Origin of the sequence: Micromonospora chersina, assembly GCF_900091475.1 — a bacterium.
GTDB classification, from domain to species: Bacteria; Actinomycetota; Actinomycetes; order Mycobacteriales; family Micromonosporaceae; genus Micromonospora; species Micromonospora chersina.
Genome location: NZ_FMIB01000002.1, coordinates 447722 through 469220, shown reverse-complemented (window position 1 = coordinate 469220; position 21499 = coordinate 447722). Strand labels below are relative to the sequence as shown.

At 74.4% G+C, this 21499-nt stretch carries 18 protein-coding genes; 14 read left to right on the top strand and 4 right to left on the bottom strand.

All coding sequences use genetic code 11. From position 1 onward, the window contains the following. Nucleotides 1-81 precede the first annotated feature (81 nt). Complete coding sequence (locus tag GA0070603_RS02030) at nucleotides 82-1917, bottom strand: glycoside hydrolase family 3 protein (protein ID WP_091306218.1); 1836 nt, start codon at nucleotides 1915-1917, stop codon at nucleotides 82-84. Nucleotides 1918-2081: 164 nt separating this feature from the next. Here GA0070603_RS02030 and GA0070603_RS02025 point away from each other — a divergent pair, with 164 nt between their 5' ends. The 4 genes from GA0070603_RS02025 to GA0070603_RS02010 all read left to right on the top strand — a co-directional run bounded on the left by GA0070603_RS02025 (nucleotide 2082) and on the right by GA0070603_RS02010 (nucleotide 5358). Next, the gene (locus GA0070603_RS02025) at nucleotides 2082-3650 is read left to right on the top strand and encodes an LLM class flavin-dependent oxidoreductase (RefSeq protein ID WP_091306216.1); all 1569 of its coding nucleotides are present in this window, start codon (nucleotides 2082-2084) and stop codon (nucleotides 3648-3650) included. Between the two features lie 74 nt (nucleotides 3651-3724). Continuing rightward, a complete protein-coding gene (locus tag GA0070603_RS02020; protein WP_091306214.1) occupies nucleotides 3725-4195 on the top strand; it encodes a winged helix-turn-helix transcriptional regulator in 471 nt (156 codons plus the stop codon). A 34-nt stretch (nucleotides 4196-4229) separates the two neighbouring features. Then, entirely contained in the window at nucleotides 4230-4928 is a 699-nt protein-coding gene (locus GA0070603_RS02015; protein WP_091306212.1) for an SDR family oxidoreductase, read from the top strand. A gap of 70 nt (nucleotides 4929-4998) precedes the next feature. Next, nucleotides 4999-5358, top strand: coding sequence for a hypothetical protein (locus GA0070603_RS02010; protein ID WP_091306210.1), 360 nt, complete (start codon nucleotides 4999-5001; stop codon nucleotides 5356-5358). Nucleotides 5359-5453: 95 nt separating this feature from the next. Here GA0070603_RS02010 and htpG read toward each other — a convergent pair whose 3' ends face one another. After that, a complete protein-coding gene (gene htpG, locus GA0070603_RS02005) occupies nucleotides 5454-7346 on the bottom strand; it encodes a molecular chaperone HtpG (protein WP_091306208.1) in 1893 nt (630 codons plus the stop codon). Nucleotides 7347-7481: 135 nt separating this feature from the next. On the opposite strand from htpG, the gene GA0070603_RS02000 reads away from it, so the two are divergent. The 4 genes from GA0070603_RS02000 to GA0070603_RS01985 are packed head-to-tail and all read left to right on the top strand — an operon-like array spanning nucleotide 7482 to nucleotide 10971. Then, entirely contained in the window at nucleotides 7482-8207 is a 726-nt protein-coding gene (locus GA0070603_RS02000; RefSeq protein ID WP_091321401.1) for a FadR/GntR family transcriptional regulator, read from the top strand. Continuing rightward, nucleotides 8204-9031 (top strand): sterol desaturase family protein, encoded by an 828-nt coding sequence (locus GA0070603_RS01995; RefSeq protein ID WP_091306206.1) that lies wholly within the window; start codon nucleotides 8204-8206, stop codon nucleotides 9029-9031. Before GA0070603_RS02000 ends, GA0070603_RS01995 begins: the two co-directional genes overlap by 4 nt. Then, nucleotides 9028-9669 carry a lysoplasmalogenase gene (locus tag GA0070603_RS01990; RefSeq protein WP_091306204.1) on the top strand — a complete coding sequence of 214 codons (642 nt, stop codon included), beginning with the start codon at nucleotides 9028-9030 and terminating at the stop codon, nucleotides 9667-9669. Before GA0070603_RS01995 ends, GA0070603_RS01990 begins: the two co-directional genes overlap by 4 nt. Nucleotides 9670-9723: 54 nt before the next feature. Then, nucleotides 9724-10971: a vanadium-dependent haloperoxidase gene (locus GA0070603_RS01985; protein ID WP_091306203.1), complete on the top strand. Its 1248-nt coding sequence runs from the start codon at nucleotides 9724-9726 to the stop codon at nucleotides 10969-10971. Nucleotides 10972-10976: 5 nt separating this feature from the next. Here GA0070603_RS01985 and GA0070603_RS01980 read toward each other — a convergent pair whose 3' ends face one another. Next, nucleotides 10977-11849, bottom strand: coding sequence for an NAD(P)-dependent oxidoreductase (locus GA0070603_RS01980; RefSeq protein ID WP_167544466.1), 873 nt, complete (start codon nucleotides 11847-11849; stop codon nucleotides 10977-10979). Nucleotides 11850-12023: 174 nt separating this feature from the next. Between GA0070603_RS01980 and GA0070603_RS01975 the strand changes: the two genes are divergently transcribed. The 4 genes from GA0070603_RS01975 (at nucleotide 12024) to GA0070603_RS01960 (ending at nucleotide 16647) form a co-directional block, all read left to right on the top strand. Continuing rightward, the gene (locus tag GA0070603_RS01975) at nucleotides 12024-14177 is read left to right on the top strand and encodes an FUSC family protein (protein ID WP_091321398.1); all 2154 of its coding nucleotides are present in this window, start codon (nucleotides 12024-12026) and stop codon (nucleotides 14175-14177) included. A 63-nt stretch (nucleotides 14178-14240) separates the two neighbouring features. Continuing rightward, complete coding sequence (gene smpB, locus GA0070603_RS01970; protein ID WP_091306199.1) at nucleotides 14241-14723, top strand: SsrA-binding protein SmpB; 483 nt, start codon at nucleotides 14241-14243, stop codon at nucleotides 14721-14723. Between the two features lie 74 nt (nucleotides 14724-14797). Beyond that, the gene (locus tag GA0070603_RS01965) at nucleotides 14798-15373 is read left to right on the top strand and encodes a winged helix-turn-helix domain-containing protein (protein ID WP_091306197.1); all 576 of its coding nucleotides are present in this window, start codon (nucleotides 14798-14800) and stop codon (nucleotides 15371-15373) included. Then, nucleotides 15370-16647 (top strand): MFS transporter, encoded by a 1278-nt coding sequence (locus tag GA0070603_RS01960; protein WP_091306195.1) that lies wholly within the window; start codon nucleotides 15370-15372, stop codon nucleotides 16645-16647. The genes GA0070603_RS01965 and GA0070603_RS01960 overlap by 4 nt, the downstream gene beginning before the upstream one ends. A gap of 114 nt (nucleotides 16648-16761) precedes the next feature. Here GA0070603_RS01960 and GA0070603_RS01955 read toward each other — a convergent pair whose 3' ends face one another. Next, nucleotides 16762-19407 (bottom strand): glycoside hydrolase family 3 N-terminal domain-containing protein, encoded by a 2646-nt coding sequence (locus GA0070603_RS01955; protein WP_091306193.1) that lies wholly within the window; start codon nucleotides 19405-19407, stop codon nucleotides 16762-16764. Nucleotides 19408-19630: 223 nt separating this feature from the next. On the opposite strand from GA0070603_RS01955, the gene GA0070603_RS01950 reads away from it, so the two are divergent. Together GA0070603_RS01950 and GA0070603_RS01945 are read left to right on the top strand one after the other, a co-directional pair. Continuing rightward, nucleotides 19631-20869 carry a glycoside hydrolase family 16 protein gene (locus GA0070603_RS01950; protein WP_091306191.1) on the top strand — a complete coding sequence of 413 codons (1239 nt, stop codon included), beginning with the start codon at nucleotides 19631-19633 and terminating at the stop codon, nucleotides 20867-20869. 97 nt (nucleotides 20870-20966) lie between these two features. After that, entirely contained in the window at nucleotides 20967-21485 is a 519-nt protein-coding gene (locus GA0070603_RS01945; protein WP_091306189.1) for a GNAT family N-acetyltransferase, read from the top strand. Nucleotides 21486-21499 lie beyond the last annotated feature (14 nt).

Genomic DNA, 21499 nt, shown 5'->3' with positions numbered 1-21499 from the left:
TGTGAGGTTCTTCACCCGGCCGGGCGAAGGTCGCCCCGTTCGAGTTGCGCACCGTCCGAAGGGGGCTTATTGAGGGGCGGCTCAGTAGGTCAGGCCGTATCCCTGCGGGAAGAGCGGGACCTGACCGTCGCCCGCGTTGATGGGCTGCTGGCTGACCGAGTTCATCCAGGTCATCGGCAGTTTGCCGGTCGGCGCGTACCCGCCGAAGAGGACGTCGGCCACGCCGCCGCCCTCGGTGCCGGGCAGCCAGGACGCCAGCAGCGCGTTCCACCGTGGCAGCTCGGCGGCCACGTCCAGCGGCCGGCCGCTGACCAGCACCACGATCACCGGCACGCCCGAGTTGCGCAGCGTCGTGATGGTACGCAGGTCGTCGCGGTCCAGGCTCATGCTGCCGGTGCGGTCGCCCTGGCCCTCGGCGTACGGTGTCTCGCCGACCACCGCGATCGCCGCCCGGTAGGTCCTGTCGATGCCGGTGCCGCGCTGGTTGTACGTGACAGTCGTGGTCGGACCGGCGGCCGCCCGGATGCCCTGGAGGATGGTGGTGCCGGGCGTGACGGCGCCGGACGAGCCCTGCCAGGAGATGGTCCACCCGCCGCTCTGGTTGCCGATGTTGTCGGCGTTCTTCCCGGCCACGAAGATCTTGTTGTTGTCCCGGGCCAGCGGGAGCACGCCGCCGTCGTTCTTGAGCAGCACCTGGGACTGCCGCACGGCCTGGCGGGCCAGCGCGCGGTGCGCCGCGCCGCCCACCGTCGAGGTCCTGCTCCGGTCGGTGTACGGCCGCTCGAAGAGGCCCAGCTCGAACTTCTTCGTGAGGATCCGCCGGTTGGCGTCGTCGATCCGGCTCATCGGCACATGCCCGTTCTGTACCTCGGCCCGCAGCGTGCTGAGGAAGGTCTTCCAGGCCGTCGGCACCATCACCATGTCGATGCCGGCGTTGACGGCGGCGCTCACCTCGGCGGCCGTGAACCCGCTGGCGCCGTCGATCTGGTCGATGCCGTTCCAGTCGGACACCACGAAGCCGGAGAAGCCCAACTCCCCCTTCAGGACGTCGGTGATCAGGTAGCGGTGGCCGTGCAGCTTCACCCCGTTCCAGCTGCTGTAGGAGATCATCACCGAGCCCACGCCGCGCTGCACCGCGGCCTGGAACGGCGGCAGGTGGATGGCCCGCAGGTCGGCCTCGCTGAGCTGGGTGTCGCCCTGGTCGTCGCCGCCGGTGGTGCCGCCGTCGCCCACGTAGTGCTTGGCGGTGGCGAGCACCGACGTGGGCCCGCCCAGGGTGGTGCCCTGGAGGCCGGTGACCAGGGTGGACAGGCTCGACGGCAGGTCCGGCGTCTCCCCGAACGACTCGTAGGTGCGGCCCCACCGGTCGTTGCGGGCCACGCAGAGGCAGGGGGCGAAGTTCCAGTCCACACCGGTGCCGGTGATCTCCTCGGCGACGGCCTGGCCGATCTGCTGGACCAGCGCCGGGTCACGCGTCGCACCGAGGCCGATGTTGTGCGGGAAGATGGTCGCCCCGTACACGTTGTTGTGCCCGTGCACGGCGTCGACGCCGTAGATCATCGGGATGCCGAGCGGGGTGGCCAGGGCGGCGCGCTGGAAGCCGTCGTACATGTCGGCCCAGGACGTGGCGGTGTTCGGCGTGGGCGCGGAGCCGCCGCCCGAGAGGACCGAGCCGAGCCGGTACGTGGTGAGGTCGCTCGCGGTGACCGAGCCGCGCTCCGCCTGGGTCATCTGGCCGAGCTTCTCGTCGAGGGTCATCCGGGCGAGCAGGTCGGCGACGCGGGTGGCGACGGGCAGCGTCGGGTCCTGGTACGGCAGGCCGGCCGCGGTGGCCGGGGCGGGCGCGGCCAGGGCGGTGACCGCGACGAGCAGGAGGGCGAGGGCGAGCGGACGGGGGCGGTGGTGGTGACGGATCACGGGTCGCTCCTTCCGGAGGAACGCTGGGGCCGTTCACCGGCACCCTATGCCCGTGAGCATCGACTGTGAACAATCCGTGCCGGTTCCGGAACCGCCGGGCGGGCGGGCGCCGGCGCGGGCTACCGTGGCAGGGTTCGCGCAAGATCGGCTAGAGGCGGCGAGGCATGAGCGACCACGGACACGAGCTGGCCTTCGGCGGCTTCCTCACCCCCTCGGCCGGGCGGCCGGAGCAGGTGGTGGCGCGCGCGAAGCTCTGCGAGCAGGTCGGCCTGGACCTGGTCACCTTCCAGGACCACCCCTACCAGCCGGGGTTCCTGGACACCTGGACGCTGATGTCGTTCGTGGCCGCCGCCACCAGCCGCATCACCCTCGCGGGGAACGTGCTCAACCTGCCGCTGCGGCAACCCGTGGTGCTCGCCCGCAGCGTGGCCAGCCTGGACCTGCTCACCGGCGGCCGGGTCGAGCTGGGCCTCGGCGCCGGCGCCTTCTGGGAGGCCATCGAGGCGGTCGGCGGCCGGCGGCTCTCCCCCGGCGCTGCCGTGGACGCCCTCGACGAGGCGATCCGCGTGATCCGCGAGGTCTGGGACACCGATCGGCGCGGCATGGTCCGCGTCGAGGGCGAGCACTACCGGGTGGTCGGCGCGAAGCGCGGCCCGGCGCCGGCGCACCCGGCGGAGATCTGGGTGGGCGCGTACAAGCCGCGGATGCTGCGGCTGGTCGGCCGCGCGGCGGACGGCTGGCTGCCGTCGCTGGCGTACCTGCCGAAGGGGCCGGCGGAGCTGCCGGCGCTGAACGCGGTTATCGACGAAGGCGCCGCGGAGGCCGGCCGGGACCCCGGCGCCGTGCGCCGCCTGCTCAACGTCACCGGCACCTTCTCCCGGTCGCCGGCCGGCTTCCTGGACGGCCCCCCGGAGCAGTGGGTGGAGGAGCTGGCCGGGCTCGCCCTGGACCACGGCATCGCCACCTTCATCCTGGGCAGCGACGAGCCGCGGGCCGTCCAGCTCTTCGCCCAGGAGGTGGCGCCCGCCGTCCGCGAGCTGGTCGCCGCCGAGCGGACCACGCCGGGCAGCCGCGCCCGCGCCGTCGAGGAGCAGCAGGCCGCCGTCGAGGCCGGCGGGTCGACAGCGCTGGCGGTCTCCCCCACCCCCGATCCGGGGGTACGGCTCAGCGCGCGCCGGCTCTGGGACGAGTCCACCCGGCCCGCGGCGCCGCCACCGCCGGCCGGGCACGTGTACACGGCCCGGGGGCAGGCCGTCGGGCAGCACCTCGTGGACGTGCACGACCACCTGCGCCAGGAGCTCGCCCAGGTGCGTGACCTGCTCGAACAGGTCACGCGCGGCGCGGTCGCCCCGGACGCCGCCCGGGCCGTGCTGAACGAGATGACCATGCGGCAGAACAACTGGACGCTCGGGGCGTACTGCGCGGCGTACTGCACGGCGGTGACGCAGCACCACGGCCTGGAGGACGCCTCGATCTTCCCGCACCTGCGGAGCGCCGACGCCGGGTTGGCGGCGGTGCTGGACCGCCTCGAGGAGGAACACGTGGTGATCCACGGCGTGGTGGAGAGCGTCGACCGGGCACTCGTGGACCTCATCCGGCAACCGGGCGACTTCACCGAACTCCAGGCGGCCGTGGACCTGCTCACCGACACCCTGCTGTCGCACCTGTCGTACGAGGAGCGGGAGATCGTCGAGCCGCTCGCCCGGCACGGCTTCTTCGCCGGCCAGCTCTGACGGCGGTTATTCCCGGGCCCGGCGTGAGATAGCTGGCTTTTGTTTTCCTAAGTCAGCCGGGTAGCGTCGGGCCCATGACGGACTTCCTCGCGCAGCGCGACTCCTGGTCCACCGCCAACTGCTCGATCGCCGGGGCGCTCGAGGTGGTCGGCAACCGCACCACGCTGCTCCTGCTGCGCGAGGCCTCGTTCGGCACCCGGCGCTTCGACGACTTCGCGCGCCGCGTCGGCGTCAGCGAGCCGGTGGCCGCCGCCCGGCTCAAGCGCCTCGTCGCCGACGGGCTGCTCGACCGGCGGCCCTACCGCGAGCCCGGGCAGCGCACCCGCGACGAGTACGTCCTCACCGACAAGGGCCGCGACCTGCTGCCGGTGCTCGCCGCCCTGCGCGAGTGGGGCGACGCGTACGCCGTCGAGGAGCCGTCGGTCCGGCTGGCCCACCACGACTGCGGCGCGGCCGTGCACGTGGCCCTGCGCTGCGCTGCCGGGCACGACGTGCCGGCCGACCAGGTGGATCTGCTGCCCGGGCCGGGCCTGCTGCCGTCCTGACCACCCCATCCTTCGCCACCCTCAGGAGCACACCATGAAGATCGCTGGAAGCACCGCCCTCGTCACCGGGGCCAACCGGGGCTTCGGCCGGCACCTGGCCGCCGAGCTGCTGGCCCGGGGCGCCACCGTCTACGCCGGCGCGCGCAACCCGGACACCGTCGACCTGCCCGGCGTCACCCCGGTGCGGCTGGACATCACCGACCCCGCGTCGGTGGCGGCCGCCGCCGAGCTGGCCGGCGACGTGACCCTGCTCGTCAACAACGCCGGCGTGAGCACCGGCGCCGACCTCCTCGACGGCGACCTGGCCGAGATCCGGCGGGAGCTGGAGACCCACTACCTCGGCACGCTGTCGGTGGTGCGGGCCTTCGCGCCGAGGATCGCGGCCAACGGCGGCGGCACCGTCCTGAACATCCTCTCCGTCCTGTCCTGGATCACGTTCCCGCCGGTGGGGGCGTACGGCGCGGCCAAGGCCGCCGAGTGGTCGATGACCAACGCGCTGCGCGCGCAGCTCGCCGACCGGGGCGTCCGCGTCGCCGGCCTGCACGTCGGCTACATGGACACCGACATGACCGCCCGGGTGACCGCGCCGAAGTCCGACCCCGCCGAGATCGCCCGGATCGCCGTCGACGGCGTCGAGGCCGACCGCTACGAGATCGTCGCCGACGACACCTCCCGCCAGGTTCTCGCCGGCCTCTCCGGCGGCGTCGCCGCCCTCTACCCCGACCTGCCGTAAGGAGGGGCCCCCGTTAACGCCCTGGCGCTAAAAGGGGGCCCCTCCTTACCAACGGTGGCACAGTGACGGGATGCGACAGGGGTACGCCCACAGCGCCGTCCTGGCCATGGCACCGGACGCCGACGACGGCGCTCCCGGGGCCGCCGTCACCGTGGCCCTCTGCGGCCACTGGGAGCACGAGCCGCCCTGCCCGGTGGCGGCCCACCACACCGGGACGGAGCGGGTCGGGGACGAACTGCGTCTGCGCATCCTCTTCGCCACCGAGCCGTACCTGGAACCGCGGGTGCGGCGGGACATCGACCGCGCGCTGGGGCTGGGGCAACTCACCGGCCCGGACGGGGCGACGACCCGGTGGCGGCTGCTCCGCAGCGGGATGCGCGAGCCGTCGCCCGACGAGGCGGCGCACCTGGACCGGCTGATCCGCGGCTGACCGGCCACCGGTCGTGGCAGGACGGCCACGGCCGGCGGTCGGTCCGTCCGGGCCGCCGGCCGTCACCCCCGGGGCGACGGCCGGCGGGCCACCGGTCAGAGGCTCCGGGCGAGCCGGTCGGCGAGGATCCGGGTGAACCGGGCCGGGTCGGCCAGTTCCCCGCCCTCGGCGAGCAGTGCCATGCCGTACAGCAGCTCGGCGGTCTCGGTCAGGGCGCTGTTCTCGGCGCCCTGCTCGTGGGCCTTGCGCAGCCCGGTGACGAGCGGGTGGGTCGGGTTCAGCTCCAGGATCCGCTTGACCCGGGGCACCTCCTGCCCCATGGCCCGGTACATCTTCTCCAGCGTGGGCGTCATGTCGTGCGCGTCGCCCACCACGCAGGCCGGCGAGGTGGTGAGCCGGGTGGAGAGCCGGACCTCCTTGACGCTGTCGGCCAGCGCGCCGGTCATCCAGGTCAGCAGGTCGGCGTACTCCTGGCGCTCGGCCTCGGCCCGCTCCTTCTCCTCGTCGGTCTCCAGGTCCACCTGGCCCTTGGCGACCGAGCGCAGCGTCTTCCCGTCGTACGCGCCGACGCGCTCGACCCACACCTCGTCGACCGGGTCGGTCAGGATGAGCACCTCGTAGCCCTTGGCGCGGAACGCCTCCAGGTGCGGGGAGTTCTCGATGGTGACCCGGTTCTCGCCGGTGGCGTAGTAGATCTCGGTCTGGCCGTCCTTCATCCGCTCGACGTAGTCGCGCAGCGTGGTCAGCTCGGCCGGGTCGTGGGTGCTGGCGGCGCGGACCAGGTCCAGCAGGGCCTCGGTGTTGTCCGGGTCCTCCAGCAGCCCCTCCTTGACCACCGCGCCGAACTCGCCCCAGAAGGTGCGGTACGACTCGGCGGAGAGGTCCTTGAGGGTGGCGAGGACCTTCTTGACCAGGCGGCGGCGCACGGCGCGGATCTGCCGGTCCTGCTGGAGGATCTCCCGGGAGATGTTCAGCGACAGGTCGTGCGCGTCCACCACGCCCTTGACGAAGCGCAGGTAGTTGGGCATCAGCGCGTCGCAGTCGTCCATGATGAACACGCGCTTGACGTAGAGCTGCACGCCCCGGCGGCCCTGCGGGGAGAACAGGTCGAGCGGGGCGTGCGAGGGCAGGAAGAGCAGGGCCTCGTACTCGAAGGTGCCCTCGCCCCGCATGTGGATGGTCTCCAGCGGGTCGGCCCAGTCGTGCGCGACGTGCCGGTAGAACTCCTTGTACTCGGCCTCGTCGACCTCGTCCTTCGCGCGCGCCCAGAGCGCCTTCATGGAGTTGAGGGTCTGCTCCTCGCGGGTGGTGGCGCCGTCCTCGCCGGGCTTCTCCACCGTCATCCGGATCGGCCAGGCGATGAAGTCGGAGTAGCGCTTGACGATCTCGCGGATGGTCCACTCGGCCGTGTAGTCGTGCAGGTTGTCCTCGTCGTCGGCAGGCTTGAGGTGCAGGGTGACCGAGGTGCCCTGCGGCGCGTCGTCGACGGCCTCGATCGAGTAGGTGCCCTCGCCGGTCGACTCCCAGCGGGTGCCGCCGGCCTGCCCGGCGCGGCGGGTCAGCAGGGTCACCCTGTCGGCGACCATGAAGGTGGCGTAGAACCCGACGCCGAACTGGCCGATCAGCTCCTGCGAGGCGGCGGCGTCCTTCGTCTCGCGCAGCGTACGCAGCAGCTCGGCCGTGCCGGACTTGGCGATCGTGCCGATGAGGCCGACCACCTCGTCGCGGGACATGCCGATCCCGTTGTCCCGCACGGTCAGCGTGCGGGCGTCCCTGTCGACCTCGATCTCGATGTGCAGGTCGGCGGTGTCGACCTGGAGGTCCTTGTCGACAAGCGACTCCAGGCGCAGCTTGTCCAGCGCGTCGGAGGCGTTCGAGATCAGTTCGCGCAGGAAGACGTCCTTGTTCGAGTAGATCGAGTGCACCATCAGCTGGAGCAGCTGACGGGCCTCGGCCTGGAACTCCAACGTCTCTACCCGGTCGCTCACACCGACTCCCTTCCACTTCGCGGGCCTTCCGGCGGAAAGGATACGAGGCGTGCGCGCGTGGCCACCGGAGGGTGGTCGGTCGAATCTGGTCCAACCAGTTGACGGATTGATGTGTTCGGGGCCACACTGCTGCCCATGGCCTTCGCTCCCGTGCCCCGCGCCTCGGTCTCCGACCACGTCTTCGGCCAGCTCCGCGACGCCATCGTCAGCGGGCGCTACCAGCCGGAGGAGACCCTGCCCGGCGAGCGCGAGCTGGCCGCCACGTTCGAGGTGAACCGGCACGCCGTCCGGGAGGCCCTGCGCCGGCTCCAGCAACTCGGCCTGGTCCGGGTCAGCCAGGGCGGCGCCACCCGGGTGCTCGACTGGCGGGTCCACGCCGGGCTGGACCTGGCGCTGTCGCTGGCCCGCTCGGGTGACGTACTCCCGGTCGAGACGCTGGTGCGCGACATGCTGGAGATGCGGGCCTGCGTCGGGATCGACGCGGCCCGGCTCTGCGCCGAGCGCGGCGACCCGGAGGTCACCGCCGCGCTGGTCCGGGCGGCCGAGGAGTACGGCGCGCTCGCCCCCGACCTGGACCGGATGAACGAGGCCAACATCGCGATCTGGTGGCTGATCGTCCGGGGCAGCGGCAACACGGCCTACCTGCTGGCGTTCAACAGCCTGGTGGCCGGCACCTTCGCCGTGGGCGACGTCCCACCGGACGCCCGGGCCGCCGAACTGCTCGACGTCGCGGGCCACCGCCGGCTCGCCGCCGCGATCGCGGCTGGCCAGGGCACGGCAGCCGCCCGGCACGCCCGGGCCCTGCTGACCGCCCCGGTCACCACCCCCACCCCCGCCACCCGAAGGGAAGCCCGAGCATGATCCCCGCCGTGCTCTACGCCGTCCCGGCGTTCCTGCTGTTGATCATCATCGAGGCGGTCTCCTACCGGTTCCTCCCGGACGACGAGGAACGCGGCTACGAGCTGCGCGACACCACCACCAGCCTCTCCATGGGGCTCGGCAGCCAGATCATCGGCTTCCCCTGGAAGCTGCTCACCGTCGGTATCTACGCGGCGCTGTGGACTGTCGCGCCGTTCCACCTCTCCCCCGGCCACTGGTGGACCTGGGTGATCGTCTTCTTCGCCGACGACCTCGCCTACTACTGGTTCCACCGACTGCACCACGAGGTCCGGGTGCTCTGGGCCAGCCACGTGGTGCACCACTCGAGCGTCTACTACAACCTCTCGACCGCGCTGCGGCAGAGCTGGACGCCGATGACCTCGCTGCCGTTCTGGCTGCCCCTGGCCCTGCTCGGCATCCCGCCGTGGATGATCTTCCTCCAGCAGTCGGTCAGCCTGCTCTACCAGTTCTTCCTGCACACCGAGCGGGTCGGCGTGCTGGCGCGGCCCGTCGAGTTCATCTTCAACACGCCGTCGCACCACCGGGTGCACCACGGCTCGAACGCGGAGTACCTGGACCGCAACTACGGCGGCATCCTCATCGTCTGGGACCGGCTCTTCGGCTCCTTCGAACCCGAGCGGGCCCCGGCCCGGTACGGGCTCACCAAGAACATCCAGACGTACAACCCGCTGCGGGTGGCCACCCACGAGTTCGCCGCGATCTGGTCCGACGTCCGGCACGCCACGTCGTGGCGGCACCGGCTCGGCTACCTCTTCGGCCGTCCCGGCTGGCAGCCGGCCCGGTGAGGCGCCCCTGGCTGGTCCTGTTCGGGGTCGCCACCCTGGTCGAGCTGGTCGGGGTGGCGCTCGACTCCACGGTGACGCAGTGGCTGGCCAAGCCGCTGCTGGCGCCGCTGCTGCTGGCGTACCTGTGGGAGCGGCGCCGCCGGGTGGACCCGGTGGCGGTGGGCCTGGTCGCCGCCACCGCGGGGGACGTGGCCCTGCTCGTGCCGGGACGGGTCGCGTTCCTCGCCGGCATGGGGTGTTTCCTGGTCACCCAGATCGCCTTCCTCACCGCCTTCCTGCGCCACCGCCGGCCGCCGGTGGCGGCCCTGGTCGGCTACCTGCTGGCCTGGGCCGGCGCCAACGCGCTGCTCTGGGGTTCGCTGGGTGCGCTGCGGCTGCCCGTGCTCGGCTACAGCCTGGCGCTGTCCCTGATGGCCGCCGCCGCGGCCGGGGTGTCCCGGCGCACGGCGGCCGGCGGGGCACTATTCCTCGTCTCCGACCTGCTCATCGGCGTGGGCGCGGCGGGCGGCGACTTCCCGGGCCGGGACCTGCTGGTCATGGCCACCTACGCGGCTGCCCTCCTGCTGATCACCACGGGCTGGGTCGCCGCCACGACGGGGCGGCCGGCCCCGACTCCGGATATCCTATTGAGCCGGTAGGTTTACTGGGTTACGCTGGCGCGGCCCCTTCCCCGCCGCCCCTCGGGAGCTCGCATGGCCTCCGCGCGTCCGTACCCCCGGCCCAGCCGCCGGGCCCTGCTGCTCGGCGCCGGCGCCGGCGCGGCGGTCCTCACCACGCCCGGCCTCGCCGGCACCGCCTCCGCCCGCGGGTCCGAGGTGGACACGGTGGTTGAGTGGTACGACGTCACCGCGGCGACGATCGGGGTGATCACCGGCCCGCTCCAGGTCAACAGCAGTCGGACCTGGGCAATCGGGTGGATCGCGGCCTGGCGGGCGGTGACCCGGGCCCGCGGTGGCGCCGCCGCGGACGCCGCGCTCGCCGGTGCCGTGCACGAGACCCTCACCACGCTGGCGCCGGCGCGCGCCGCCGACCTGGACGAGGCCCTCGCGGCCACACTGGACCGGCTCGGTCCGGCCGCGGCCGTGCGCGCCGCGGTCGAGAGCGGCCGGGACGCCGCCCGCGACGTGCTCGCCGAGCGGGCCGGCGACGGGCTCGACCTCGCCTCGGTCAACCAGCCCTTCACGCCGCCGCCGGCGGCGCCCGGCGTCTGGCAGCCGACCCCACCGGGTTACGCCGCCGCCGTGCAGGCGGGGCAGGGCGACGGCCGGCCGTTCCTGATCGAGGACGTGCCGGCGTACCTGCCCGGGCCGCCGCCGGCGCTGGACAGCGGTCGCTACGCCCGCGACCTGGCCGAGAGCCGGGCGGTCGGCGCGGCGCAGAGCACCAGCCGCAGCGAGCGGCAGACCGACGTGGCCCGCTTCTGGGCGCAGACCTCGCTGAACGGCTACACCGGGGCACTGCGCGCCGCCGTCGCCGGGAGCGTCGGCGGGACCGCCCGCCGGGTGGCGCTCGTCGCCCTCTTCCACGCGGCGACCGTCGACGCCCAGATCGTCACGTACGCGGCCAAGTACCGGGACCTGCGCTGGCGCCCGGTCACCGCGATCCGGACCGGAGACATCGCGCCGGATCCGGAGTGGACGCCGCTGATCACCACTCCCGCCCACCCGGAGTATCCCAGCGGGCACACCACGTACGCCGGCGCCGCGGAGGTCGTCCTGCGCAGCCTCGCCGGGCCGCCGGCCGGGCCGGTGCAGCTGGCCAGCCCCACCGCCGCCGGCGTCACCCTGACCTACCGGGACTGGCGCGAGCTGACCCGGGACAACATCGACGCCCGGGTGTGGTCGGGCATCCACTTCCGGCACACCGACGAGGTCGGCGCGGCGGTCGGCCGCCTGGTGGCGGCGGCCGGGCTCGCCCGCTGGGACGGCCGACCGCTGTAGCCCCGCTAGCCGGTCGCCTCGCGGGCGAGGGCCCGCGTCACCACCGTCAGGTCGTCGCCGCCGAGGCCCTGCTCGACCGCGTGCCGCCACTCGCCGGCCAGGGCCTCGGCGGCCGGGAACCGGCCGGCCGGCACCTCACGCAGCGCGAGGTCCACGTCCTTGAGCGCCAGGGCCAGGGAGTACTGCGTCGTGTAGTCGTTCCCGGCGATCCGGTCCAGCTTCTCGGCGGCCCAGGGTGACACCAGCGGGCTGCCGCGCAGGGCCCCGTGCACCGTGTCGCGGTCCAGGCCCAGCGCGTCGCCGAGGGCGACCGCCGCGGCGAGCCCCTCGTTGACGAAGGCCAGCAGCAGGTTGTTGACCAGCTTCAGGCGCGACCCGGCGCCGACCGGCCCGACCCAGACGGTCCGCTGCCCGACCGCGTCGAAGACGGGCGCCACCCGGTCCCGCACCTGCTCGGGGCCGGAGGCGAGGACGACGAGTTTGCCCTGTTCGGCCGGCCCTCGGCTGCCGGCCACCGGCGCGTCCACCAGGGTCACCCCGGGGCGCTCGACGCGGACCTGGTCGGCCAGGCGCCCGGTCTCGGTCACCCCGATGGTGCTCATCTGCGCCCAGACCGCGCCGTCCGGCAGCGCGGCCAGCATTCCCTGGTCGACGGCGATCGCCCGCACCGCGGCCGCGTCGGTCACCATGGTGACCACCACGTCGGCACCGCGTACCGCCTCGGGCGGGTCGGCGGCGACCTCGGCGCCCAGGTCGCCGAGCGCGCGGGCCGGCTCCGGGTGCCGGTTCCACACCACCGTGGTCAGCCCGGCCCGGATCAGGTTCGCCGCCATCGGCGCGCCCATGCCGCCGAGCCCGAGCACCGCCACCCGCGTCATCCGCCGCTCCCCACCTCGTCTACCGGGCAGCCTAGGCGCGCCGGAGACGGGCGGCATCCCGATCGAGGACACCGGCCGGTCGGTCCATCCGCGGAACGCCACCGGTCCGGAGCGGATAGAGTCCCGGAGCAGACGGCCCGCCACCCCCTGGGTAGACCTGTCGGGGGTGTGGGCGTGCGTCGACGGCCCGGCGAGGGGCTGCGGGACCGGCTGCGCCGCCGGGACCCGGGCTACCGCCTGGTCCGCCGGGCGGCGCGGCTGACAGTCGTCGCCTCGCTCGTCTTCTACGGCTGCCGCTACGGCCTGGGCGACGTCACCCTCGCCACCTACGCCCTCTTCGGCACCGTCGCCACGGGCAGTTTCGCCCAGCTGCCGGGGCCGCCCGGGCAGCGGGCGCGGACCCTGCTGGCGGCCCTTCCGGTGGCCTGGTCGCTCGTGGCGGTCGGCACCGTGCTGGCGGTCAGCACCGCGGCGGCGTCGGCCGGGATGCTCGTCGTCGGGTTCGCCGTGGCGTTCGCCGGGGTCGGGGGGCCGCGCCTGGTCGGGCTGGCCAACGCGCTCCAGCTCTTCTACATCCTGGCCTGCTTCCCGCCGTACCGGCCCGACTCCCTCCCGGCCCGGCTGGCCGGCGTCACGCTCGGCGTCGTCCTGGTCGCGCTCGCCGAGGTGGCGCTGTGGCCGGACCCGGCGCCGGTCGGCTTCCCGCAGCGCCTCGCCGGGGCGGCGGGCGGCCTCGCCGACCTCGTCGACGCGCTGGCGGACGTGCTGGTCGCCGGGCCGGGCGCGGCGGAGGCGGCGGCCCGGCGGCGGGCCCGGGCCGCACGGCTGCTCGACGGGGTACGGATGTCCCGGCTGCCGGTGACGGCACGCCCGACGGGTGCCGGTCGCCGCGACCGGGCCTGGCGGGACGCGGCGGCGGCCGGCCAGGAGGTGCTGGCGGTCGCCGGGTCGCTCGCGTCCCGGCCGGACCTGCCGGGCAGCGGGGACGCCGACCTCGCGGGTGTGCTCCGGCGGTGCGCGGCGTCGCTCCGCCGCGCCGCCGACGTCGCGGTGCGCCGGCCGGGCGCCGCGGCCGGCGACGAGCCGGAGTGGGCCGGCGCGCTGCCGCCGTCGTGGCGGGCGGCCGGTCCGGTCCGGCTGCGCGTGGACGCGGCGGTCCGCACGCTCGTCGACCAGGTCGGGACGTTCGCGACGGCGGTCCGGATCGCCACCGGCCCGGGGGGACGGCACGGCCCGCGGCCACCCGCGCCCGGTCCCGACCCCTTCTGGTACGCCGGGCGCAGCACGTGGTCGCTGTACCGGCGGCAGTTCCGGGCGCACCTCACCCCGCGGTCGGTGTACCTGGAGGGAGCGGTCCGGCTCGCCGTGGCCCTGGCCGCCGCCCGGGTGATCGCCGGTGTGGTCAACCTGCAACACGGCTTCTGGGTGCTCCTGGCGACGCTCAGCCTCATGCGGGCCTCCGCCGCGGACACCCGGACCACCCTGCGTCCGGCGCTCGTCGGCACCCTCGCCGGGGGCGCGGCCGGCGGCCTGCTGCTGCTCGTCTCGCCCGAACGGCAGGCGTACGCCGCCCTGCTGCCGCTGGCGCTGGTGCTGGCCTTCGGCGTCGGTCCGCTGCTCGGCCTGGGCTGGGCGCAGGCGCTGCTCACCCTGCTGCTCATCGTCGTGTTCGCCCAGCTCAACCCGGCGTCCTGGCAGCTGGCCGGCGCCCGGGTGGTGGACGTGGCGGTCGGCGCCGTGGTGGGTGTCCTCGCCGGCCTGCTGCTCTGGCCGCGGGGCAGCGGCGGCGAGCTGCGCCGCACCGCGGGGGCGTACCTGGTGACGAGCGGGCGGGCCGTCGAGCGGACCGTCGAGGCGCTCGCGGGTACGGCGGACCCGCGTGGCGCGGTCGACGCGGCCCGCCGCGCGGAGGCCCTCGCCACCGCGTCCCTGGTCCAGTACCACGCGGAGCGCCACGATCCCCGGCTGTCGCACGTCGACTGGGACGCGGTGCTGGCCGCCGCACACCGGGCCAGCCACGGCGGGCAGGCGCTGCTCGCCGACCGCCGGCCCGGGGCGCTGGCCCCGTGGCCCGGCCCGGCCGCCGCCCTCGCCGCCCGGGCGACCCGGCTGTGCGAGCGCTACGCCGACCTGGCCAGCCAGGTCGCGCGGGCGCGAATCGACCGGCCGCCCGCCCCGGCGGACCCGACCGGGGACGTCGCCCGGGAGGTGCACGGGCTGGTCCGCGACGGCGAGGACCGGCCGGCCGTGCTGTCGCTGGTGGAGGTCGACAGCTGGCTCGCCGACCTCGACGGGCACCTCCGCCGCGCGACCGCCACACCACCGTGACCCCGGGCACGGCCGTCACCGGCGGGTATCCTGCTCGGCGTCGGACCAGCGGGGAGGTGGGGCGTGACCAGGGAGACCGGGCGCAAGCTCGTCGCCTCCAACAAGAAGGCGCGGCACGACTACACGATCCTGAAGACGTACGAGGCCGGGATCGTGCTGGCCGGCACCGAGGTGAAGTCGCTGCGCGAGGGGCGGGTGTCGCTGGTCGACGCGTTCGCCCAGGAACGCGACGGCGAGATCATGCTGTACGGCCTGCACATCGCCGAGTACGGCTTCGGCACCTGGACCAACCACCAGCCCCGCCGCACCCGGAAGCTGCTGCTGAACCGGGTCGAGATCGCCCGGATCCTGGACAAGCTGCGCGACGGCGGGATCACGCTGGTGCCGCTGTCCATGTACTTCTCCAACGGCTGGGCCAAGGTCGAGCTGGGCCTGGCCCGGGGCCGCAGGTCGTACGACAAGCGCCAGGCCCTCGCCGAGCGCGACGCCAACCGGGAGATCGCCCGCGAGCTGGGCCGCCGCCTCAAGGGCCGCCGCCCCGCCTGAACCACCCTGCCCCTTCGACGGCGGCATCTACAAGGCTTCTTGTACATCATGTGTTGTGGGTCTAGGGTGACGGCATGGCGGACGAGCCGAGCACCCTGCACCTGACCGACCCCCGCGCCATGCGGGCACTGGCCCACCCCACGCGGATCCGCCTCCTCGGTGAGCTGCGCATCCGGGGCCCGCAGACCGTGGGCATGCTCAGCGAGATCATCGACGAGGCGGTCGGCTCGGTCAGCTACCACCTGGGCAAGCTGGCCGAGCACGGGTTCGTCCGGGAGGCCCCCGAGCTGGCCCGCAACCGTCGGGAGCGGTGGTGGCGGGCCGCGCACGCGCGCACCGACTGGGAACCGGTGGACCTGCTCGACGACCCGGAGCGGCGGCTCGCCTCCGACCTCCTGCGCCGGGCCGTTCTCCAGCGCTACGTGGCACGGTTCGAGGCCTACCTGGACGCCGAGGCGACCCTCGACCCGGCGTGGGTCCGCGGCACCACCAGCAGCGACAGCTTCCTGCACCTCACCCCCGACGAGCTGGTGGAGCTGCGCCGCGAGTTGTCCGAGCTGGGCGCCCGCTGGCAGGCGCGCAGCAACCCCGACCGGCCGGACGCGCGGACCGTCACGCTGATCTGGCAGGCGTACCGGGGGCCGCAGTGAGCCGCCGGTGGGGTCCCCTCGCCGGGCTGCTGACCGCGCACACGGTCTCGCTCACGGGCAACATGCTCACCCTGATCGCGCTGCCGCTCTACGTGCTGGCCGAGACCGGCTCCCCCGCCGCCACCGGGCTGGCCGGCGCGTTCGCCACCGCCCCGGTGGTGCTCGGCGGCGCCTTCGGCGGCGTGCTCGTCGACCGGATCGGCTACCGCCGGGCCAGCGTCCTGGCCGACCTGGTCTCCGGCGTGACGGTCGCCGCCGTACCGCTGCTGCACGCCACGGTGGGGTTGCCCTTCCCGGCGCTGCTCGCGCTGGTCTTCGTGAGCGGCCTGCTCGACACCCCGGGCCAGACCGCCCGCACCGCGCTGCTGCCCGAGGCGGCGGCCGCGGCCGGGGTGCCCATCGAGCGGGCGCTCGGCTGGTTGGGGGCCACCGAGCGCGGCGCCCGACTGGTCGGGGCGCCGGTGGCCGGCCTGCTCGTCAGCGCACTCGGCGCGCTGCCGGTGCTGGCCGTCGACGCGGCGACGTTCGCCGTCTCGGCGCTGGTGGTGACGGTGCTGGTGCCGGCGAGCCTGCGGCCGTCCGCCGACCACGACGCCCCCTCGGCCGGCTACTGGCGGGACCTCGCCGCCGGGCTGCGCTTCCTGGCCCGCGAGCCGCTGCTGCGCGCCATGGTGCTGCTCGTGCTGGTCACCAACCTCTTCGACGCGACAAAGAGCAACGTGCTGATGCCGGTGGTCGCCACGCGGGACCTCGGCGGGGCCACGGCCTTCGGCGTGCTGGTCGGCGCCATGGGCGGCGGCGCGCTGGTCGGCTCGCTGGTGTTCAGCGCCGTCGGGCACCGGCTGCCCCGCCGGGCCACCTTCGTCACCGCCTTCGCCGTCTGCGGCGCCCCGCCCTTCTGGGCGCTCGCCGCCGCCCCGCCGCTGCCGGTGATCGCCGCGGTCTGCGTGGTGTCCGGCCTCGCCGCCGGCGCGATCAACCCGCTCATCGGCGCGGTCGAGTTGGAGCGCATCCCGGCTACCATGCGGGCCCGGGTGTACGGGGTGATCGGCGCCGGCGCGTGGGCGGCCATGCCGGTCGGCGCGCTCGGCGCCGGGCTGGCCGCGGACCGCTTCGGCACCACCACGACCCTGGTCGCCGTCGGCGCCGGCTACCTGCTGGTGGTGCTCACCCCGCTGCTCGGCGGCCCGTGGCGGGACCTGCGCCGGCCCGCGCCGACGGAGCAGCCCCAACCGGCCCGGTCCCCCACACCCGCCGCCACCGCGGCGGAGTGAGCGCGGCCGTGTAGCCGCCGGGCCGGAGGGCCCCCGGCGGGAATGCCCGGGCCGGAGCGGACGGCGCGCCGGTCTCCCCGATGACCGCTCGTCCGGGGAGACCGGCGTGGCACGTCAGGCGGCGACGCGGGCGAGCAGCGTGAACGCGCGGACCGGGTCGCCGGTGAGCTGGGCGTGGTCGGCGTCGGCGATCAGGGCCGCCCAGTTCGCAGGCGCGCTCCCCCGCACCACGGCGGCCTGGGCGGCGTCCCGGGCCACCCCGAGGATCGCCTCGACCAGCGCGGCGTCCCGGCGGTCGGCGCCGAGCTGCCGCCCGAGCCGGTCCAGCACCCGGGAGGCGTCGCGCAGCGAGCCGTCCGCGTTCCACCCGGCCGAGGCGAGCGCGGCCCGCACCTGCGGGCGGTCGGCCGAGACCGCGGCCAGCCGGTCCCGACCCGGGTCGGTGCGCAGGCCCCAGCCGAACGGGAACAGCGGCCGGTAGTCGGCGTCACCCACGTTGACCGGCACCTGCGCCTCGTCCCGCGGCCAGCTCACCGGCAGCCGGCCGGTGAACGGACGGCGGCCGAAGAGCACGTCGGCCACGCCGGCGCCCTCGCTGCCGGGCAGCCAGGAGGCCACCAGGGCGTCGATCTCGCCGAGCTGGTCGGTGAGCACCTGAGGGCGGCCGGAGACCACCAGCACCACGCAGGTCGGCAGCGCCGCGCACACCTTGTCGACGACCGCCCGGTCGGCGGGCTGGAGCCGCAGCGACTTCTCCTCCTGCTGCGGCGGGCTGCACCAGCCGCACTCGGGGCCGCCGACGTCGCCGTAGCCCTCCGCGTACGGGGTCTCGCCGACCACCACCACGCCGACGTCGGCGCCGTCGGTGGGTGCCGAGGCGTCGGCGCTGTACGTGACCCGGGCGCCCGGGGCGACCTGACGGATGCCGTCCAGGATGGAGGTGCCGGGGACCGCGTCGGCGCCGGAGACGCCCTGCCAGGTGACCGTCCAGCCGCCGGCCTGGTTGCCGAGGTCGTCGGCGTTGCGGCCGGCCACGTAGAGCGCGGCGTCCCGGCGCAGCGGCAGGGCCCGCCCATTGTTCTTCAGCAGCACCTGGGACTTCGCGACCGCCTCGCGGCCGATCGCCCGGTGTGCCGCGCTGCCGACCTGGTCGACGTTGTCGGCCGAGGCGTACGGGCGCTCGAAGAGGCCCAGCTCGAACTTCTTGGCGAGGATCCGCCGCACCGCGTCGTCGATCCGCGCCGCGGGCACCCGTCCGGCGGTCACCTCGGCCAGCAGCAGCTGCTCGAACTGCTCGGCGTTGTACGGCTCCATGAACATGTCGGTGCCGGCGTTGACCCCGACCCGGACCTTGTACGCGGTCAGCCCGCCGTTGGTCGGCTCGGCCGGGTCGGGGATCTGGTGGATGCCCTCCCAGTCGGAGATCAGGAAGCCGTCGAAGCCCAGCCGGCCCTTGAGCACGTCGGTGATCAGCTCGCGGTGGGCGTGCATCTTGGTCGGGTTGCCGAGCCCGTCCTCGGTCCAGTCCACGCTGGAGAAGGAGGGCATCACGCTGCCCACCTTGTGGGCCCGCACGGCCGGCAGGTAGGGGGCGAGGTCGACCCGGGCGAAGTGCTCCCGGTCGGTGACCGTGACCCCCTGGTCGATCGGGTACTTCTGCTCCCACCAGGGCTTGCCCTCGTTCGCGGCGGCGACGGCCTCGTCGTAGTCGGTGTCGCCGTCGCCGGCGTAGTGCTTGGCGGTGGCGAGCACGCGGTCGCTGTCGTCGAGCCGGCCGGGCCGGCCCTGAAGGCCGTCGATGACGGTCTCCATCGACACCACGAGCGCAGGGTCCTCCCCGAAGCTCTCGTAGCTGCGGCCCCACCGCTCGTCGCGGGAGACGCAGAGGCAGGGCGCGAAGTTCCACGGGATGCCGGTGGCGCGTACCTCGGCGGCGGTGGCGTGCCCGACCCGCTCGACAAGCTTCGGGTCGCGGGTGGCGCCGAGCCCGACATTGTGCGGGAAGACGGTGGCGCCGACGACGTTGCCGTGGCCGTGCACGGCGTCGATACCGTAGATCAGCGGGATCTGGAGGCGCGTGCTGAGCGCCTGCGCCTGGAGGCCGTTGACCATCTCGACCCAGGCCGCCGGGGTGTTGCTGGCCGGGGTGGAGCCGCCGCCGGAGAGCACCGAACCGAGCTGCCAGCGGGCGACGGCGGTCGGGTCGTCGGCGACCGCAGCCCGCTCGGCCTGCGTCATCTGGCCGATCTTCTCGGCCAGGGTCATCCGGCCCAGCAGGTCGGCGACGCGTCGCCGCACCGGCAGCCGGGGATCGAGGTACGGCAGGCCGTGCGCGGCGACCACCACGGTGGGCCGGGCCGCGACGGTGGCCCCGTCGGCCGTGACGGTCAGCGGCACGGTCTCGGCGGTCTCCGCCGTGCCGTCCGCGCGCACGGCGACCTCGACCGGGCGGGTGGCGCCGGACGCGGTGCCCGCCGGGAAGGTGAGCGTGCCGGAGACGGCGGTGTAGTCGACGCCGGGGGTCGCGGTGCCGGCGCCGGTGGCCCAGCGCACGGTGACCGGGGCCGCCAGGGGCCGACCGTCGGAGGTGGACACCGCGACGTCCACCCTCACCCGGGTCCCCTCGGTCGCCGCGTACACCGACTGGCCGGCGGTGACGGTGACCGTGCGGGGGTCGGCGGCCGCGGCGGGCAGGGCCGGCAGCAGGGCCACCACGAGCGCGCCCGCCGCGGCGAGTGTCACAGGTCTGGGCAGTCTCATCTCGCGCCTCCCCTGGGACCGGCCGCCCGGTACCCCGTCGGCCCGGGGCCACCCACGTCCCGGTTCCGGATCCTCCCGAACCGCATCGCATTACGTCAATATTTCCGGCCGGTTCCGGAACCGGTGGCGGACACCCGGGAAGCGCTCTCTTGACAGCCCCGCACTTCGTTCATAGCTTCATCGAAGTCTATCTTTATGGTTTGTTTACAGCAGGGAGGCTTCCGTGCGCAGCATCCGCACCCTCGCCGCCGTGGCCCTCGCGGCCGTGGGCCTCACGGCCGCGCTCACCACCGTCACCGGCACCCCCGCCGTGGCCGGGCCCGGCGCCGTGACCTGGTCCGACGACTTCACCGGCCCGGCCGGCGCGGCTCCCGACGGGAGCAAGTGGCGGTACGACACCGGCGGCAGCGGCTGGGGCAACAACGAGCTGCAGTACTACACCAACAGCACCCGCAACGCGGCCCTCGACGGCAACGGCAACCTGGTCATCACCGCCCGCAAGGAGAACCCCGCCGGCTACTCCTGCTGGTACGGCAGCTGCCAGTACACCTCGGCCCGGCTGCTCACCAACGGCACGTTCAGCCAGGCGTACGGCCGCTTCGAGGCGCGCATCAAGATCCCGCGCGGGCAGGGGCTCTGGCCCGCGTTCTGGATGCTCGGCAACGACATCGCCACCAACCCCTGGCCGAACAGCGGCGAGATCGACATCATGGAGAACGTCGGCAAGCAGCCGTCCACCGTGTACGGCACGCTGCACGGCCCCGGCTACTCCGGCGGCAACGGCCTGGGCGGCTCGACCTCGCTCCCGAACGGCCAGGCGCTCGCCGACGCCTTCCACACCTACGCCGTCGACTGGGCGCCCGACTCGATCACCTGGTACCTGGACGGCGTGGCGTACTCCCGCAAGACCCCGGCCGACGCGGGCAGCAACCGGTGGGTCTTCGACCACCCGTTCTTCATGATCATGAACGTCGCGGTCGGCGGCAACTGGCCCGGCTCGCCGGACGGCAGCACCACCTTCCCGCAGACCATGACGGTCGACTACGTCCGGGTCCAGGCCTGGGACAACGGCGGCGGCGGGGGCACCGGCGGGCAGATCGTCGGGTACGGCAACAAGTGCGTGGACGTGGCGAGCGCCAACACCGCCAACGGCACCCCGGTCCAGCTCTGGACCTGCAACGGCACCGCCGCCCAGCGGTGGACGTGGAACGCCGACGGCTCGGTCCGCGCGCTCGGCAAGTGCCTCGACGTGGCCAGCGGGTCCACGGCCAACGGGGCGAAGGTGCAGCTCTGGGACTGCAACGGCACCGGCGCCCAGCGGTGGGTGTTCAGCGCGGCCGGCGACATCGTGAACCCGCAGGCCAACAAGTGCCTGGACGCCACCGGTGCCAGCTCCGCCGACGGCACCCGCCTGCAGATCTGGGACTGCACCGGCGCGGCGAACCAGAAGTGGCGCCGCTGACCCCCACCCCGTCACGTCGATCATGAAGTTGACGCCCTGGAATGCGTTTGCCACGGGCGCTAACTTCATGATCGACGCGGAGTAGCCGGGGGTGGGTATGGGGGCTGTTGCGGCCGAAGTTGTGGAGACCGGGCGGTTGCTTCTTCTGCCGTTGGCGGTGGAGCACGCCGTCGAGATGGCGGTCGTGCTAGGCGATCCGGCGTTGCACGCGTTCATCGGTGGGGCTCCGGCCGATCCGGCGGCCCTGCGCGCCCGCTACGAGCGGCTCGTCGCCGGATCGCCGGACCCGGACGTGTCCTGGTGCAACTGGGTGATCCGGCTGCGCGACGAGGGGTGTCTCGTGGGCACCGTGCAGGCGACCGTCACCGGCCCGGCCCACGATCGCGTCGCGGAGATCGCCTGGGTGGTGGGGACACCGTGGCAGGGGCGGGGCATCGCCGGTGAGGCGGCGCGGGCGCTGGTGGCCTGGCTCGGGCGGCAGGAGGTGCGCACCGTGGTCGCCCACATCCACCCGGAGCACCGGGCCTCCGCCGCCGTCGCCACCGCCGCCGGCCTGACCCCGACCGACGTCCTGCACGAGGGCGAGATCAGGTGGACGGGGCCCGCCGGCGGCTGACGCGTACGGTGGCG